Below are 15109 nucleotides of genomic sequence, written 5' to 3'. Positions count from 1 at the left end.
GCGGTGTGCAGGTTACTTGACTGCGCCCAGGGAGAGGCCCTGGACGAGCTTGTCCTGGGCAGCGAAGCCGGCGAACAGCACCGGCAGGGAAATGACGACGGCGGCTGCGCAGACTTTGGCGAGGAAGAGGCCCTGGCCGGACACGAAGCCGGTAAGGAACACCGGGGCCGTGCCCGCCACCACGCCGGTGAGGACGCGGGCCAGGAGCAGTTCGTTCCAGCTGAAGATGAAGCAGATCAGTGCGGTGGCGGCGATGCCGGGCATCGCAACGGGTGCCACCACTTTGCGAAGCGTCAACAGTAGCCCGGCGCCGTCTATCTGGGCGGCTTCCAGCATTTCGACCGGCACTTCGGCGAGGAAAGACCGCATCATCCAGACTGCGATGGGCAGGTTCATGGAGGTGTACATCAGGATCAGGAACCAGATGTTGTCCAGGGCCCCCACGCTGCGGGCAAAGAGGTACAGCGGCAGGATCGCCGCGACCACGGGCATCATCTTGGTGGACAGGAAGAAGAACATCACGTCCGTCCACTTCTTCACCGGCCGGATGGACAGCGCGTAGGCGGCGGGGACGGCCAGGACCAGGACCAGGACGGTGGACAGGATGGAGGCCGTGGCGGAGTTGATCAGGGACGGCCACGGGCTGACGCCGGAGGTTTCGCCGAAGAACTCCCGGTAGGCGTCCAGGGTCAGGTTGGCGGCAACCGACGGCGGGTTGGTGGCCGCGTCAGTCTCCGAGTGGAAGGAGGTCAGGATCATCCACACCACAGGTGACGCGAACAGCAGGGCCAGGAGCCACGCAGCGATCCCAGCGGCGGTGCTGTTGCGGGTCGGATCCATGCGGGACTTTCCGCGGCGTGTCCCCGTGCTGCGCGGGCTGGTGCAGGTTGTGCTTTGGGATGCGGCGGGGGTGAGGGTACTCATCGTGCTGCCTCCTTCTTGAAGAGTGAAAAGACGGTCCGGAGGGCGAAGGTGGCGACGATGATGGTGCCGATGACCACCACGACGCCGGCGGCGGAGGCCAGGCCGTATTCGTTGGCGTAGTAGAACGTCTGGTAGATGGCATAGGGCAGGTTGGCGGTGCCCAGGCCGCCTGCGGTGAGGGTGAAGACGGAGTCGAAGTTCTGCACGATGTAGATCGCGCCGAGCAGGCCGCCGAGTTCCAGGTACTGGCGCAGGTGCGGCAGGGTCAGGTGCCGGAAGATGGCCCAGGGGGTGGCGCCGTCCATCTGGGCGGCCTCCACGGTGTCCATGGGGCGGGACTGCAGTCCTGCGAGCAGGATGAGCATCATGAACGGGGTCCACTGCCATACGAGGGAGACGACGACGGCGGCCAGGGGTGCCTGGGAGAGCAGGTCCAGCTGCGGCGGCGCGGTGCTGCCGAACAGGGACCAGAGCCAGGTCAGGAGGCCGTTGACCAGGCCATAAGCGGGGTTGAGCAGCGCGTGCTTCCAAATCAGTGCCGCGGCCACGGGGACCACCAGGAACGGCGCGATCAGCAGGGTTCGGGCCAGTCCGCGGCCGATGAACTTCTTGTCCAGCAGCAGCGCCAGGCCCAGCCCGATGAGGAGGCTGGCCAGGACCACGGAGACGGTGAGGACGATGGTAGTGAAGATGGCCTGGCGGAGGTCGGGGTCGGTGAGGACAATGACGTAGTTTTCCAGGCCGGCGAAGGCTGTCTTGTTCGGGCTCAGGCTGTTCCAGTTCAGGAACGAGATGATCAGCGTCACCACGAACGGAAGCTGGGTGACGACGATGAGGAAGATCAAGGCCGGGAGCAGCGGGGCACGCCGGGCCCAGGCCATGGCGCGTTCACGGGATGGCGCACGTCGTGTGGGTTTGGCTGCGGTGTGTCCCGGTCGGGAGATACGCGCCGTTGCGGTAGTCATGGGATTCTCCTGCGGTTCGGTTGGTGCTACTTGTACTTGTTGCCGATTTTTTGGGCGGCGTCCTGGCCCTTGGCCAAAGCGTCCGCCACCGTGCCCTGCCCCGCGATGGCGGAACTGACGCCCTGCGAAACGTTTGTGCCCAGGGCAGCGAACTCGGGGATGCCCACAAACTGGATTCCGACGGCGGGTCGCGGCTGGGTGCCGGGGTTCTTGGGATCGGCGTTCTCGATGGCGAACCGCTCCGCGGTGAAGAAGGGGGCAGCCTTCTGGAATTCCGCATTTTCATAGGTGGAGACGCGTTTGCCGGAGGGGACTTTGGCCCAGCCGAGCCTGGATGCCACGAGATGTTCGTAGTCCTTGGAGCTGGCCCAGGCTACGAACTTCCCGGCGGCATCCTGTTTCCTGGAGGCGGCCTGCATGGCCCAGGACCAGGTCCAGAGCCAGCCCGAGGACTTGGTCTCCTTAACGGGAGCCTGGGCGTAGCCGATTTTGCCTTTGACCGGAGAGGAGTCGGCTTCAAGGGCACCCGCGGCCGAGGTTGCGTCGTACCACATGGCCGTTTTGCCCTGGCTCATGTTGTTCAGGCACTCGGTGAAGCCTGCCTGGGCGGCTCCTGCTTCACCGTGTTGGCGGACCAGGTTGGTGTAGAACTCGGTGGCGGCGGTGAACTCCGGGCTGTTGACCTGGGCATTCCAGTCCTTGTCGAACCAGGTGCCGCCAAAGGTGTTCACCACTGTGGTCAGGGGCGCGAAGACCTGGCCCCAGCCGGGCTGGCCGCGCAGGCAGATGCCTTTCATGCCGGGTGCTGCGCCGTCTACTTTCGCCGCGATGTCGGCCACTTGGTCCCAGGTGGGTTTGTCCGGCATGGTGAGACCTTTGGCCTCGAGGATGTCCTTCCGGTACATCAGGAAGGACGATTCACCATAGAACGGTTCGCCGTAGAGCCTGCCGTCCGTACCGGTGAGGGAAGCAGTGTAGGCGGGGAGGATATCCGCCTGGTCGAAGCCGGGGTCCCTGGCCACGCTGTCCAGCGGTGCCAGCCAGCCGTTGGCGGAATAGAACGGGATTTCGTAGTTGGACAGCGATGCGACATCGTATTGACCGGCCTGGCTGGAGAACTCCTGGCTGATCTTGGCCCGGACGTCGTTCTCCGGCAGGATCGTGAAGTTGACGTTAATGCCGGTTTCTTTGGTGAAGTTGTCAGCGGTGAGTTTCTGCAGGTCCTCCATTTGGGGGTTGTTGACCATCAGGACGTTGATGCTGTTGGGGTTGCCGGCGGAATTACCTCCGCCGGCACCCGCGCAGGCCGTGGCGCCCAGAGCGATGCAGAGGGCTCCGGCGGACAGGACGGCAGCGCGCGTTTTCGGGCGCATTAAGGACTCCTTTGTTCTTCAGGAAGAATCAGGGCAGATGCACCCGACTGCTGCGTCAGGGTGCCGGTCTAGTGTGCGGCTGGCCTCCGGGATCCCGGTGCCGTGCTCTTGTTCCTCAACAGTAGGTGTGCGGGATGTGCCACAACTAGCGTCACCGTTGCCCGTTTCTGATACTTATTTTCCGATTCGATAAGCCTCAGCAGCCGGTACCCTGATTAGGGCGGAGGGGATGCCGTCCAGAATTCATAACCACCGGACGCGCGGAGACTGCCATGGCCACAGTGGATAATGCCGAGGAGGCGGCTGCCCGGCTGGCCGAAAGGCTTGTGGGCATGCGGGCCAACCGGGAGGTGATTCCCCCGGATCCCAACCACTCGGTTCGGTGGCACCAGCACAGCTACCCAAGCCCACTGGCGCGGTGGAACTACCATCCTGAATACGAGATCCACCTCATCCGCAAGGGCGCCGGAAAATTCATCGTCGGCGACCACATTGGCACCTTTGAGGCCGGCCACGTGTCGATCGTGGGTTCTGGCCTGCCGCACGACTGGGTCAGCGACCTGGAGCCGGGCGAAGTGCTGGAGAACCGGGACGCTGTCATCCAGTTCGACGGGAAGTGGGTGGAGCAGGCGTCGGCCTTGGTCCCCGAGTTGGCTGAGGTCCGTCCGTTGCTCGAACAGTCAGCGCGTGGCATCGAATTCCTGGGACAAACCGCAGTGGCGGCGGCGGAGGCCATTGAGGCCATGGGCCGGACCACCGGCCTGGAGCGCCTCCAGCACCTGTTTGAATTGTTCGCCCTCCTTGGCGCGGCGCCGGAAGGTGACCGCCGGTACCTTGCGGAACAATGGTTCAGGCCGCAGCTGGACAGCCAGGCCGCCGCCGTCGTCGACCTTGTCCTGGAGTACGTGTTCAGCAACCACTCCGGCAGCGTCCGGATGTCCGAGGCTGCTGCCTTGGTGGGGATGCCGGAGCCCACCTTTTCCAAGTACTTTAAGCGCGCCACCGGCCAGAACTTCAGTGACCTCGTCCGCAAACTGCGCCTGGCACATGCCCGGCGCCTGCTCGAGCGCAGCGATAAAGCGGTGTCAGACATTTGCTATGAAGTCGGTTTTACCAACCTCTCCAATTTCAACCGACACTTCCTCAACGACACCGGAGAAACCCCTCGGCACTACCGCCAACGCACGCAAAAGTGAGCGTCGGGGCCCGCTCCCCAGGACCTGCCCGCCGCCGGGAGTGCCGCCGGCTTGGTCGCCATCTCCCTCCCGCCTGTACTGGCAGGTCCGTGGAACGCATCCTTGCTAACTGATCCATGGGGGCGCACACGCTGCCGTGCCCTACACGCTTCTCCAACTCCGCACACGAGGCAGAGACCCGGCCCCTGTTGGCCGAAAAAAAGAGGGCAACGCAGGGGTCATATCCCCTCGACCGGGCCGGCAGGACGGGCCTAATCTTTTGCTCGCGGGACTCCGAACAACAAATGGACTCGGGAGCAGGTCATGGCGGTAGCAATCATCATGGAGTTCGACGAATCAACCCTCGAACAGTATGACGCGATCAACAAGAAGATGGGACTGACACCCGGAGGCCCTGGTCCCACGGGATCCATTTCCCACTGGGCAACGGCGACCGACAACGGCTTCCAGGTCACGGATGTCTGGGAAAGCCGGGAGCAGTTCGATGCCTTTGCCCGGGACACTATGGGACCACTGAGCATGGAATTGGGATTCGCCGCACCACCAAAGATGACCTTCCTCGACGTGCACAACTACTTCACTCCCAACGCCACAGGCTAAAAGCCTTCCGGGCTCTCTGCTTTGTAGGCCATGGAAAATGTCCAGTCAGCCGGGCAGGGTGAAGAAGCTGGCCGGGTTGTCAGCGCCCAGCAGGTCGTGGTGGAACGCGATGGCATCTACTGGCCGGGTGTCCACGAAGAGCACTGCAACGTCCAGGGAGTGAACCACGGTGTACCGCACGGGCCCGTGGAGCCAGGAGTGTATTCCGGTGAACTCTTCCACGAACAACCCTTGACCGAGCAAGCCGCGCTCAGCAAGCAGGTCATAGACAAGATTCCAGGCGAGATCCATCAACTCATGGATGGCTGCGTCCACTGTTGGAGCTGTCATGCCTCCATGGTCCTCCCGGGCACCGACAGGGTTGCGGACGATCCCGGGTGTGTCTTGTCAATGCTCAGGGTGACGACTTTTCCGCCCCGGTACTGCTGCGGAAATCGCATAGGACAGAAAGTCTTCTGAACCTGCTTCCAATCTGCAGGAATCTCGAACCGCCTGGCGCGGAAAGCCATGTCCGCAGAGCTCCGCTGACCATACGAGAAGACGGCGTTGTGCCTGCAAAATTGAGACCACCACGCATACTGTTGGCACCATGACGACCCTCCCTGAGCAGTTGGCCCATCAGAAGCAACTGTCAGCTCAGCAATTGGAGCAGCGCCGCACGATGAATGATGACCTGGCTGCACCACGGCCGGTGGATCACAGCGGCATATTCCCGGACAGGAAGTCAGCCGTTGCCGCCAGCGAGGAACTGGCCAACGCGGGATACGAGACGCAAATCGCGGACGATGGGGGAAACGTCCTCCTTGAAGCCCGAAAGGTCAGCGCCATCGACGGCGATACCGTAGACGGATTCACCAAAGAGGTACTGACCGTCTTCCAGCGGTTTGGCGGCGACTACGACGGGTGGGGCGGCCCGATCGTCACTTCGATGCCCCAGGCTCCCGCCTTGCACCGCTCCTGGATCGAACGGCTCATCCGTCCCCGGAAGTAAGGTGGCAGCCCAACGCAGACGGACACCCATACAGGGTTGCCGTGGACATGCGACCAGACGGCTGCAGCCAGATGTGCCACCCGGCCCGTACGATTCCGTAGGCGATCAGGACCGTCGAAGCGAGTGCAAGCAGGATCCAGACAACAGTTCTGGCCCATCGCCGAGCCGCCTACAGTCCTTCTAATGCCTACCTACTGCTGTTCCACTTCGCGGAAGCGGCGCTGCTCGCGACCGGCGTTACTGAAGGCTTTCGAACACCATGGTCGCCTGGATGCGGTCACCGCCGCCAAGTCCCTTGCTCCCGCTGCTGGACGTGGTGATCGTATGGAGCCGGTAGCCCTTGCGGCCTGAGCGTTGATTGTTTTCTCCAACTCGGTCAGGTTGCCTGAACCGGTTCCCCACAGCTTCTCTTTGAGGATCACCTGCAAAACCACGTAGTGCATGAACAGCTCCCTCCCATAACTGGCCAGTTGTCGGCAATGCTACTTCAAGCCTTACAGCAGCTGCGAAGGATCTGCCGGTGGCTTGAAAGACATCGCGCGTCGCCTGGAGAATAATCCGGCCACTTGTCAGCGAAAGCCCCCGGCCCAGCCGTAGAATCACCCGGAGATCAACACATTGGGGGACGCGTGATTTTTACCGGCAATCTGTCATGTCGAAGACACGGCAGCAAAGATGGCTGCAAAGGGCCTGGGTTTGTCCTCAGTGAGGCCCCGGCATGAATCACGACCAGCAGCAGCCGCCGTATCCCCCGCAGCCGAATCGCCCTCCGCTGACCTACACGGAGTCGGCTCCGTATCAGCACCATCCGTATTACGGTTCCCCGCAGGCCAGGTGGCAGGGGTCGCCACCGCAAAAGAAGAAAAGCAAAACAGGCTGGATCGTCGGTGGAATCGTACTGGTGGTAGCCCTGGCGTGCACTCTGGGTTTCACGGCCTGTAATGCCCTCGTGCAGGGCATCAACGGCGGTGGCGGCTCCCAGGCCGAGAAAGCCGCGGCGATGATGGCCCGGGCGGACAAGATTCCGCAGAAAGGCTGGGTCGAGGTCTACCGCCAGAACCCCCAAGTCGATCCCGGCTGTCTCTCCATCGACACCTCCTGCCTGCGGCTGACTGCCAGATGGACCGTGGACCACAAGGTCAGCCTTGATGAGGTGGCTGGGAGGTTCGGCATGAAGTCCGAAAAAGCCGGCCCGCTGTCGGGGCGGTACATGGGGTGCGTCAGGAAAGCGTTCGATGGCACGAGCGAAGAGTCGCTCTGCATCGACGAATCCGCCGAAGGATCAGACTCCTACGACGTCACCATTCAGATGCGGCGTGACTAGGCCCAGGATCAAGGTCATCTACACCGGCCAGTAATCCAGTGGACCCAAGGGTGAAGATTGGCACCGTCAGCAGCGGGCCGCCCGATGACTCCTCGGCGCGCAGCACTAAAGGTCCGCGGCTCAGTACTTGTAGAAGCCCTCCCCCGAGGCGACGCCCAGCTTGCCCTGGTCGATGTAGTGCTCCTTCAGGTACTGGGCGAATGCCTGGGAGCCGGCATCCGGCGAGGCCGAGGCGATGTTGTACGCGGTGGTGAGGCCGACGACGTCGTAGATCTGGAACGGTCCGCTCGGGGCCCCGGTGGAGATGCGCCAGGTCTTGTCAATGGTGTGCGGGTCAGCGACGCCCTGCAGCAGCAGGCCGGCGGCCGCGTTCAGCAGCGGAACCAGCAGCGAGTTCAGGACGTAGCCGGCCTTCTCCTTCTTGATCTCGATCGGTTCCAGTCCGCTGTTCCGGGCAAATTCGACGACGGCGGCGTACACCGCCGGGTCAGTCTCCGCGGTGCCCATGACCTCGGCGATGTTCTGCGCCCAAATGTTGTTGGCGTAATGGAGCGCGAGGAAGCGGTCCGGGCGTCCGGTGCAGTCTTTCAGGTCACTGGGCAGCAGGGTGGAGGAGTTGGTCGCGAAGATGGCCTTCGCCGGCGCCAGCTCCGCGAGCTTGCGGTAGACGTCCCGTTTGAGTTCCAGCAGTTCGGGAACGGCTTCGATCACGAGGTCCGCGTCGACGACGGCGTCCCCGAGGTCTGCGGTGAGGCGGAGGTTTGCCAGGGCTGCTTCGGTCTTGCTCCCGGAGGCGCCGGCTACTTGTGCCCGGTAGATGCCGGCGAGGCGGGTGAAACGGTCCCGCGCCTTGGAAAGCGCGTCCTCGTCGACGTCGTAGGCGGTGACCGCGAAACCGTGGAATGCCGCCTGGAAGGCGATCTGGGAGCCGAGTACACCGGTGCCGAGCACGGTGAGCGTCTTGATGGAGGGCATTGTGGTTTCCTTTCGGCGCGGGGCTTAGCGGCCGCCGGGGTTGTCGGACCCGTAAATACTGCGGATCCAGATGGTTGACAGGACGTCCAGGGCGGCAGTCTCCGCGATGGCGGGGCTCTCCCGGTTAAGGGCAGCAGTAATGACCCGTTCGTTCATCAGGTTCAGGCTCACCGCAAGGTCGTGCGCGTCGATGCCCGCCGGCGCGGCCCCGCGGGCCTGTTCGGCACGGATGACGTCGCTTGAGAAGTCGACCCAGGACTGCATCGATCTGGACCACAGCCCGCGCACCTCGTCGTTGCGGGCGCGCGCACCGATGGCGGCGGTCGACACAGCGCGGTGCGAGACAAATACCTCTACGAACATTCCGATGGAACGGGTCCACGCGCCCGAGGGGTCGCTCTCGAAATCGCGCGGCAGGTGCCCCACCCGGTGCTCGACCTCGGTGATGACCCGGTCCAGCAGGGCCAGCAGCACGGCGTCTTTCGAGGGGAAGTAAAAGTAGAACGTGGGGCGCGAAATGCCGGCACCCCGGGCCAGGTCCTCGATGGAGACGTCGTCAAAGGCACGGCTGGCCAGGAGGGCCTCCGCGGTCACCAGAATTGCGTCCTGCCGCTCATCCCCCGAAACCCTCGCGCTGCGTCTTCCTCTTTGAACCATGCGTCCAATCCTAGCCTCGGTTATCAACACAGTGTTGACTATCTCAACATTAAGTCGATAACTTGGCGGCATGAGCGTGCACGTAGATGTGTTGATTGTCGGCGCCGGGCTGAGCGGCGTGGGATTCGCCAGCCGGCTGAAGCGCGAGGTACCCGGAAAAACCTTCACCGTACTGGAGTCACGGAGCGCCGTCGGGGGGACCTGGGACCTGTTCCGGTACCCCGGGATCCGGTCCGACAGCGACATGTACACGCTCGGCTACTCCTTCCGGCCCTGGGCCGGCGCCAAGGCGATCGCGGACGGCGAGTCCATCCGCGAGTACATCGAGGCAACGGTCGCCGACGAGGACCTGGCACCGCGGATCCAACTGAACACCAGGGTCATTTCCGCCGCATGGTCCAGCGAAACCGCACTGTGGACCGTGACGGCGGTCCACACCTCCGGCGGCGAGTTCCGGTCCGGCGACACCGCCTCCTCCCGCGAGCCGGTCACCTTCACCTGCTCGTTCCTGTCCGTCTGTTCCGGCTACTACCGCTATGACGAGGGCTTCACCCCGGCTATCGAGGGGGCCGACACCTTTGCCGGAACCATCGTCCACCCGCAGCACTGGCCGGCAGACCTCGACTATGCGGGAAAGCAGGTGGTGATTATCGGCAGCGGCGCCACGGCCGTGACGCTGGTGCCGTCCATGGCAAAGTCGGCGGCCAAGGTAACGATGTTGCAGCGCTCCCCCACCTACATCGCCCCCGTGCCCGCGCGGGACCACCTGGCCGACCGCCTCCGGGGCAAGCTGCCCGCGCAACTGGCGTACGACGTCGTACGCTCCAAGAACATTCTCTTCTCCATGTTCACCTACCAGCTCAGCCGACGGCGGCCCGAGACGATGAAGGCGATCCTGCGCAAGTCGGCAGTAGCCAAACTGCCGGCGGGCTTCCCGGTGGACACACACCTGGCCCCGTCGTACCAGCCGTGGGACCAGCGGGTCTGCGCGATCCCCAACGGGGACCTGTACCGGGCCATCAGCGCCGGCACTGCCGGGATCGTGACCGACACGATCTCCCGGATCACCCCGGACGGGATCGACCTGGCCTCCGGCACATCGCTGCCTGCCGACGTCATTGTCACGGCCACGGGACTGAACTTGCTGGTGATCGGCGGTATCAAGCTCTCCGTCGACGGCGAGCCCGTGGATGTCGGCAGAACCCTCACTTACAAGGGCATGATGCTGGAGGGTGTGCCGAATTTCGCCCTCACCATCGGCTACACCAACGCGTCCTGGACCCTCAAGGCGGACCTGGTCGCCGGCTATATCTGCAGGCTGATCAAGCAGCTCGACCGCAGGAACCTCCAGTGGGTGGTACCCGTGGCACCCGCCGACGTCGCCAAGGGCACGCTGTCCTCACTGATCGACCTGAAGGCCGGCTACATTTTCCGCGGCGCCGACCAATTGCCCCGGCAGGGCGCAGGTTCGCCGTGGCGGCTGCACCAGAACTACTTCCGCGACTTCGCCCTGCTCCGGGCGGGCAGGCTGACCGACCACGTCCGGTTCGGCCGGCGCGGGCAGCCGGTGCGGGAAACCGTCCGGCAACCCGCGGCCCCGGCCAGGGATGCCCTCGCGCTGCCGGGAACGGGCCATGTCACCGTCGCGGGGACACGCCTGCGCTACCGGAGGACCGGCAGCGGGGATCCGGTCCTCCTGCTCCACGGCATCGGCCAGAGCCTCGAGGACTGGAACGAACAGCACGAGCGGCTCTCGGACCGCCACACGGTCTACAGCGTCGACCTTCCCGGCTTCGCGTACTCCGAACGGCTCCCCGGCACGACGACGCTCGCGAAGCTGGCCGGGATCCTGCCGGCCTTCCTGGACGCCGTCGGGGTTTCCGGGCCGCTGCCCGTGATGGGCAACTCACTCGGCGGTGCCGTAGCCATGAAGCTGGCCGCCGACCATCCGGACCGCGTCTCCGCGCTCGTGCTGGCCAACAGCGCCGGATTCGGCAAGGAAGTGGCACTGGTCCTTCGCCTCCTGTCGGTCCGCCCGCTCGCGGCCCTGCTTCTGCGGCCCCACGAGAAAGCATCACGCCGGACCGTCCAGTCGCTCTTCTACGACAAATCGCTGGTCACGGACGACCGCATCGGCCACGCGCTCGCCCTGTCGCAGCGGGAGGCGCACCGCCGGACGCTGCTCGACGTCGCCCGCGACCTGGGAACGGTCTCCGGTGTCCGGGCCGAGTGGCGCACCGCTCTGATCGGCGCGCTCGCCACGTCCGACGTTCCGGCGCTGGTGGTGTGGGGCGACCACGACCACATCCTGCCGTTCAGCCACCTTGAAGCGGCCGCCGCGGCGCTGCCCCGCGCCGAGTCGCACGTCTTCGCCAAGACCGGACACATGCCGCAGATCGAACGGCCTGACGAGTTCGCGGCCGTAGTCGAGGACTTCCTCACAAGGGTCTCCGCAGACCGTCAGGCGGCAAGCATCTAAGGGCGCTTCCCGACGTCGGTAAGGACTTCGGCCGCCACGTCCGCGCCGGCGCCGCTCCCACAAATCCAGCCCGGTCTGTATCGGTGTGGACACTGTACACACCCTCTTTGATAGGACAAAAGACGCAGGCCATCCTTTCCTGCGGTCCTCCAGACCGGCATGCGGCAGCGCCTAAAGCAGGTCCGGAACAGTCATGTTGTCCCGGCTCCCCCGGCTCATGAATAGGTGTAGGCCAATACCGGCCCACCCGGCAGAACCGAAACGAGGAAACGCAAGAACCCAGGAACAGGAAGCGGAAGGCCCACCAGCCAGGGTCCTGAACCCGCCACCCCGCACACCTGAATAGGCCCCCGCGGAGGCCCCGCTACAGCCCGCGAACCTAGCGTCAGAGCGCGACCACAAGCTTTGTACACACTTTAAAGCAGAACCCTTCTGACCTGAGGAAACACTGTGCCCGAGGTTGGACTCGAACTGTCTTCTAAACCTTGAAATGACCGTGAGCCCGCGAAAACATGCGGAATCCTGGCCAGACCGAAGGCTGTTTGGCCCAGTACGAGACGAAAAGCGTGGACTTTGTCCATACCCCCTTTCGGGGGCACTGGAGGACTACCGGGGCACCAGATGCCTGGAAATCTCGGCGGCAGAGTCCAGCAAGTCGATGGTGCCCGCGGCGACTCCGACGACTAGGTCGAAGCCTTCATCCGTGGTGAAGCCATGCCGGTAACCGTTGATCCACAGCAGCAGCACCATGAGCGTCCACGCCGTCCGTTTGTTCCCATCAATGAGTGGATGGAACCAGGCGACCGACTCCAACAAGGCTGCCGCCTTCACCGCCAGTTCCGGATCGATCAACGGGCAATCGCCGTCGTGTTGGGTGTGCCACTGCTTGAATAGGGCTTACGGACTGAACGATCGACTTAGGGGATCTGACGTGACACAAATGATAAAGGAATTACACGATTCCTGGGACCGGGGAAGGTGGCGCAACCCGCCCGTGCGTGTCGTCGCTGATGGTCGGACTCTGCGGGTAACCGCAGCCGAGAACAGTGACGCGTGGAGGCACACCTCGTACGGCTTCGTCCATGACAGTGCGCATGCCCTGTTGGCACCGCTGCCCGCTGAGGGGGCCGTGGAGGTTTCATTCCTTCTGAATTACACCGAGCAGTTCGACCAGGCGGGGATCTATCTTCACGTTTCGGAATTTTCTTGGATCAAGGCCGGCGTGGAGGTGTCCGACGGAGTCCCCCAGGTTGGGGCGGTCGTAACGCATGGGGTTTCCGACTGGTCGGTGGCACCTGTTCCTGAGTGGATCAATCGGGAAATCACAGTGCGGCTGAGCAGGGCTGGTAACGCCGTCACCATCAGGGCCCGCGCCGGGGATGAGTCTTTCCGGCTCATCCGCGTTGCTCCTCTGGATGAAACAGCAAGTGCCGAGGTCGGCCCATTTTGTGCCTCGCCCACTCGGGCTAACCTCACGACCACCTTCACCCGATGGGTTGAGACCGATGCAGATGCAACCCTGCACGCTGAACACGACTAAAGCCGCAGCACTATTCATCCGTGAGTCGTACTGGGAGCGGTGAAGGATCGGCAATCGGTGCCCCGTCTGAAACGATCTTCGGCCATTGGCTACAGTGATCCAGGTGACGCCTGAAAGGAAGCTGTCCTGCAGCCGATCTTTGGTGTGGCTGGCCTGCATAGCCGGTACTGTGCATGCCGGGTTCAGCTTGTACTGGGCCCTGGGTGGGCAGTGGCTCTTAGCCACGGTTGGTCAATGGGCAGTCCAGCTGTCCGTCGAAGCCCCCCTCGAGGCAGGACTAGGGCTCGGAGTTGTTGCGGTAGTGAAGTTGCTGGCAGCGACTATCCCCGTGGCCGTCGCGTATGGGCGAATGCCCCGGCAGAGGTTCTGGCGTGCCGTGAGCTGGGCCGGCGGACTGCTCCTTGTCGTCTACGGGGGCGTGAACACGTTAGTCAGCGGTGCAGTTCTTGGAGGTGTGGTTCGGCCTGCAGGTGGGTATGACCTCAACGCGATGATTGGCCACGCATGGTTGTGGGATCCCCTGTTCTTCCTTTGGGGTATAGCCCTATTGTTATCGCTCTGGTACTCGCGCAGGAGCTCAACGGCAGTTGCGTAAGCCGATCCCCTAACGGCACGGAGTCATTTCGCAGACTGCCTGTCATGCAAGAATCGCAATATGGATCAAGATGAGCGCCACAGGGAAGAATTGATGATCCTCGAAGCTTTGATGCAGGCGATGGATCGGCGCGACGAGGTCTTTCAGGTGATTGAGGATTCAGGGGACGTGGACGAAGCGATTCGTCGGGTGGGTCAACTGTTGGGCGTGGGAGCGGTGGACAGCCGGGCAGTCCTAGATATGCAGGCCAGAAGTTTCACCCGACGCCAGCGCCTGCGCAGCGCTTCTCGTGCAGAAGAACTCAGGTCGATGTTGCCCGATGGGCGTTGATCTGGTCGCGCGCGAGCCGCATAAGGTCGATCGTCATGGCATCGATCCGCATCTCTCCGCGCTATTTAGTGCGTCGTTAATTCAACGGGTCAGAGGTGCCCTTAAGCCGATCCCTCACCGGACAGTGTGTGCGACAAATAGCGCCGTGAACAAGCCGCAATTTTCGCCGAAAGTCACAACACCAGGGCGGCAACTAGTATCGAGGGAAATTCATCCGAACATCACTTTCAAAATTCCCCCCAACGATTCCGTTTACCGGTAAGGTCGCTCAAGCTCGCTGATCTGCCATTTGAAGCCAGCGCCACAAGGCGTCTGCCTCGTTCTCCCGGCCGCGGTGTCGTGAGGCGATTGCGTCCACTTCGATTGTCGTGCCACGGACCTCCACCGTGCAGTAAACCGGTACGGGACCCACGTTTCTCGGGATGATCTGGTCCGTGTCGACGTTGTTGCGTCTGAGCGGGGCTGCTTTGCCGTTAACTGTGGTCAGAGATTGGAGGCCATCAGGTCTTCTCTCCTTTGCGCTCTGGCTGTGGGGCTTGGGCGTTTTAGTCCGCGCGCGGATCTACGAGGACTATGTAGCCATCTGAGTGGTAATAAACCTGTCTGGCCCGCAAGGCGTCCGGGGGCAGCCAGAGGAATGCTCCATTTTTTGTAACGGCGTCGGCGGTGCCTTCGATGCGGTCCTTGTTTCGGGCAATGAGAACCACCGTGTCCCCAGCGATCAGTTCGCGCCAATTGGCGACTACGGTGCGCCTGAACCCGTATCGGGTCGGACTCATTTCTGCAGTTGTCGGGATACTGCCCGTGGTGGCGGCAGCGGAATCTTCGGCAGTCTCTACTGCCGTGGCCATGTTGGTTGTCATGTTGGGGCCGGACGTCAGGCAGGGCTTGAATGAGGTGTGGTCGTTCATTTCCCACCTTGTCTTGGAAAAGCTCTTGGATCGAACCCTGCCACTTCTGTCTTAGCGCAACGTTGACCCCGTCGGGTCCCGATCACTGCAAATTGCAGCGCGGAGTCTCTCGAGCCGGGACGACCGTAAGCCCAATCCCCGCCGCTTGGTCCAAGCACTCGGTGTGTCAGAAGGCGGAGCCCGTTCCTGGGCGTCGTAGTGGCCCGCTCCCCCACAATTTTGTGCGACCTGCAGCCAAGCCTGCTTCGC

17 protein-coding genes are annotated in these 15109 nt (G+C 63.2%); 8 read left to right on the top strand and 9 right to left on the bottom strand.

Going from position 1 to position 15109, the window contains the following annotated elements:
* Window positions 1-12: 12 nt before the first annotated feature.
* Genes ACZ9J7_RS16165 through ACZ9J7_RS16155 form a run of 3 tightly spaced genes read right to left on the bottom strand, consistent with a single transcriptional unit; the run spans window position 13 to window position 3262 of the window.
* Window positions 13-924, bottom strand: coding sequence for a carbohydrate ABC transporter permease (locus tag ACZ9J7_RS16165; RefSeq protein ID WP_476210808.1), 912 nt, complete (start codon window positions 922-924; stop codon window positions 13-15).
* Window positions 921-1889: a carbohydrate ABC transporter permease gene (locus tag ACZ9J7_RS16160; RefSeq protein WP_476210807.1), complete on the bottom strand. Its 969-nt coding sequence runs from the start codon at window positions 1887-1889 to the stop codon at window positions 921-923. Before ACZ9J7_RS16160 ends, ACZ9J7_RS16165 begins: the two co-directional genes overlap by 4 nt.
* 26 nt (window positions 1890-1915) lie before the next feature.
* Window positions 1916-3262 carry an ABC transporter substrate-binding protein gene (locus ACZ9J7_RS16155; protein WP_476210805.1) on the bottom strand — a complete coding sequence of 449 codons (1347 nt, stop codon included), beginning with the start codon at window positions 3260-3262 and terminating at the stop codon, window positions 1916-1918.
* A gap of 272 nt (window positions 3263-3534) precedes the next feature.
* Between ACZ9J7_RS16155 and ACZ9J7_RS16150 the strand changes: the two genes are divergently transcribed.
* Together ACZ9J7_RS16150 and ACZ9J7_RS16145 are read left to right on the top strand one after the other, a co-directional pair.
* The gene (locus ACZ9J7_RS16150) at window positions 3535-4458 is read left to right on the top strand and encodes an AraC family transcriptional regulator (protein ID WP_476210803.1); all 924 of its coding nucleotides are present in this window, start codon (window positions 3535-3537) and stop codon (window positions 4456-4458) included.
* Between the two features lie 303 nt (window positions 4459-4761).
* Entirely contained in the window at window positions 4762-5058 is a 297-nt protein-coding gene (locus ACZ9J7_RS16145; RefSeq protein WP_476210801.1) for a hypothetical protein, read from the top strand.
* A 45-nt stretch (window positions 5059-5103) separates the two neighbouring features.
* Here the strand turns inward: ACZ9J7_RS16145 and ACZ9J7_RS16140 are convergent, their stop codons facing one another.
* Window positions 5104-5388 (bottom strand): hypothetical protein, encoded by a 285-nt coding sequence (locus ACZ9J7_RS16140; protein WP_476210800.1) that lies wholly within the window; start codon window positions 5386-5388, stop codon window positions 5104-5106.
* 259 nt (window positions 5389-5647) lie between these two features.
* On the opposite strand from ACZ9J7_RS16140, the gene ACZ9J7_RS16135 reads away from it, so the two are divergent.
* Entirely contained in the window at window positions 5648-6049 is a 402-nt protein-coding gene (locus tag ACZ9J7_RS16135; protein WP_476210799.1) for a ribonuclease E inhibitor RraB, read from the top strand.
* A 191-nt stretch (window positions 6050-6240) separates the two neighbouring features.
* Here the strand turns inward: ACZ9J7_RS16135 and ACZ9J7_RS16130 are convergent, their stop codons facing one another.
* Entirely contained in the window at window positions 6241-6492 is a 252-nt protein-coding gene (locus ACZ9J7_RS16130; protein ID WP_476210798.1) for a hypothetical protein, read from the bottom strand.
* Window positions 6493-6767: 275 nt separating this feature from the next.
* Here ACZ9J7_RS16130 and ACZ9J7_RS16125 point away from each other — a divergent pair, with 275 nt between their 5' ends.
* The gene (locus tag ACZ9J7_RS16125; protein ID WP_476210797.1) at window positions 6768-7373 is read left to right on the top strand and encodes a hypothetical protein; all 606 of its coding nucleotides are present in this window, start codon (window positions 6768-6770) and stop codon (window positions 7371-7373) included.
* Between the two features lie 120 nt (window positions 7374-7493).
* Here the strand turns inward: ACZ9J7_RS16125 and ACZ9J7_RS16120 are convergent, their stop codons facing one another.
* Together ACZ9J7_RS16120 and ACZ9J7_RS16115 are read right to left on the bottom strand one after the other, a co-directional pair.
* Window positions 7494-8348, bottom strand: a complete 855-nt coding sequence (locus ACZ9J7_RS16120) for a 3-hydroxyacyl-CoA dehydrogenase (protein ID WP_476210796.1) — start codon at window positions 8346-8348, stop codon at window positions 7494-7496.
* 24 nt (window positions 8349-8372) lie between these two features.
* Complete coding sequence (locus tag ACZ9J7_RS16115) at window positions 8373-8942, bottom strand: TetR/AcrR family transcriptional regulator (protein WP_476210795.1); 570 nt, start codon at window positions 8940-8942, stop codon at window positions 8373-8375.
* Between the two features lie 133 nt (window positions 8943-9075).
* Between ACZ9J7_RS16115 and ACZ9J7_RS16110 the strand changes: the two genes are divergently transcribed.
* The gene (locus ACZ9J7_RS16110) at window positions 9076-11484 is read left to right on the top strand and encodes an alpha/beta fold hydrolase (protein ID WP_476210794.1); all 2409 of its coding nucleotides are present in this window, start codon (window positions 9076-9078) and stop codon (window positions 11482-11484) included.
* Between the two features lie 606 nt (window positions 11485-12090).
* On the opposite strand, the gene ACZ9J7_RS16105 is transcribed toward ACZ9J7_RS16110, so the two are convergent.
* Complete coding sequence (locus tag ACZ9J7_RS16105; RefSeq protein ID WP_476210793.1) at window positions 12091-12336, bottom strand: type II toxin-antitoxin system death-on-curing family toxin; 246 nt, start codon at window positions 12334-12336, stop codon at window positions 12091-12093.
* Here ACZ9J7_RS16105 and ACZ9J7_RS16100 point away from each other — a divergent pair.
* The 3 genes from ACZ9J7_RS16100 (at window position 12233) to ACZ9J7_RS16090 (ending at window position 13949) form a co-directional block, all read left to right on the top strand.
* Window positions 12233-13024 carry a DUF1349 domain-containing protein gene (locus ACZ9J7_RS16100; RefSeq protein ID WP_476210792.1) on the top strand — a complete coding sequence of 264 codons (792 nt, stop codon included), beginning with the start codon at window positions 12233-12235 and terminating at the stop codon, window positions 13022-13024. The genes ACZ9J7_RS16105 and ACZ9J7_RS16100 overlap by 104 nt on opposite strands.
* Before the next feature lie 94 nt (window positions 13025-13118).
* Complete coding sequence (locus ACZ9J7_RS16095) at window positions 13119-13619, top strand: DUF3995 domain-containing protein (protein ID WP_476211876.1); 501 nt, start codon at window positions 13119-13121, stop codon at window positions 13617-13619.
* 60 nt (window positions 13620-13679) lie between these two features.
* Window positions 13680-13949 (top strand): DNA gyrase subunit A, encoded by a 270-nt coding sequence (locus ACZ9J7_RS16090; RefSeq protein WP_476210790.1) that lies wholly within the window; start codon window positions 13680-13682, stop codon window positions 13947-13949.
* Between the two features lie 545 nt (window positions 13950-14494).
* On the opposite strand, the gene ACZ9J7_RS16085 is transcribed toward ACZ9J7_RS16090, so the two are convergent.
* Entirely contained in the window at window positions 14495-14860 is a 366-nt protein-coding gene (locus ACZ9J7_RS16085) for a hypothetical protein (RefSeq protein ID WP_476210788.1), read from the bottom strand.
* Between the last annotated feature and the right edge of the window lie 249 nt (window positions 14861-15109).

Source organism: Pseudarthrobacter sp. TE9888 (assembly GCF_056279345.1).
The sequence above is the reverse complement of the archived record's forward strand: the minus strand, read 5'-3'. Positions and strand labels throughout refer to the sequence as shown.

Bases quoted from the DNA above. Each gene is read 5' to 3' on its own strand.
- ACZ9J7_RS16165 (WP_476210808.1), bottom strand. From the start codon at position 924: ATGAGTACCCTCACCCCCGCCGCATCCCAAAGCACAACCTGCACCAGC.
- ACZ9J7_RS16160 (WP_476210807.1), bottom strand. From the start codon at position 1,889: ATGACTACCGCAACGGCGCGTATCTCCCGACCGGGACACACCGCAGCC.
- ACZ9J7_RS16155 (WP_476210805.1), bottom strand. From the start codon at position 3,262: ATGCGCCCGAAAACGCGCGCTGCCGTCCTGTCCGCCGGAGCCCTCTGC.
- ACZ9J7_RS16150 (WP_476210803.1), top strand. From the start codon at position 3,535: ATGGCCACAGTGGATAATGCCGAGGAGGCGGCTGCCCGGCTGGCCGAA.
- ACZ9J7_RS16145 (WP_476210801.1), top strand. From the start codon at position 4,762: ATGGCGGTAGCAATCATCATGGAGTTCGACGAATCAACCCTCGAACAG.
- ACZ9J7_RS16140 (WP_476210800.1), bottom strand. From the start codon at position 5,388: ATGACAGCTCCAACAGTGGACGCAGCCATCCATGAGTTGATGGATCTC.
- ACZ9J7_RS16135 (WP_476210799.1), top strand. From the start codon at position 5,648: ATGACGACCCTCCCTGAGCAGTTGGCCCATCAGAAGCAACTGTCAGCT.
- ACZ9J7_RS16130 (WP_476210798.1), bottom strand. From the start codon at position 6,492: ATGCACTACGTGGTTTTGCAGGTGATCCTCAAAGAGAAGCTGTGGGGA.
- ACZ9J7_RS16125 (WP_476210797.1), top strand. From the start codon at position 6,768: ATGAATCACGACCAGCAGCAGCCGCCGTATCCCCCGCAGCCGAATCGC.
- ACZ9J7_RS16120 (WP_476210796.1), bottom strand. From the start codon at position 8,348: ATGCCCTCCATCAAGACGCTCACCGTGCTCGGCACCGGTGTACTCGGC.
- ACZ9J7_RS16110 (WP_476210794.1), top strand. From the start codon at position 9,076: ATGAGCGTGCACGTAGATGTGTTGATTGTCGGCGCCGGGCTGAGCGGC.
- ACZ9J7_RS16100 (WP_476210792.1), top strand. From the start codon at position 12,233: ATGAGCGTCCACGCCGTCCGTTTGTTCCCATCAATGAGTGGATGGAAC.
- ACZ9J7_RS16090 (WP_476210790.1), top strand. From the start codon at position 13,680: ATGGATCAAGATGAGCGCCACAGGGAAGAATTGATGATCCTCGAAGCT.
- ACZ9J7_RS16085 (WP_476210788.1), bottom strand. From the start codon at position 14,860: ATGAACGACCACACCTCATTCAAGCCCTGCCTGACGTCCGGCCCCAAC.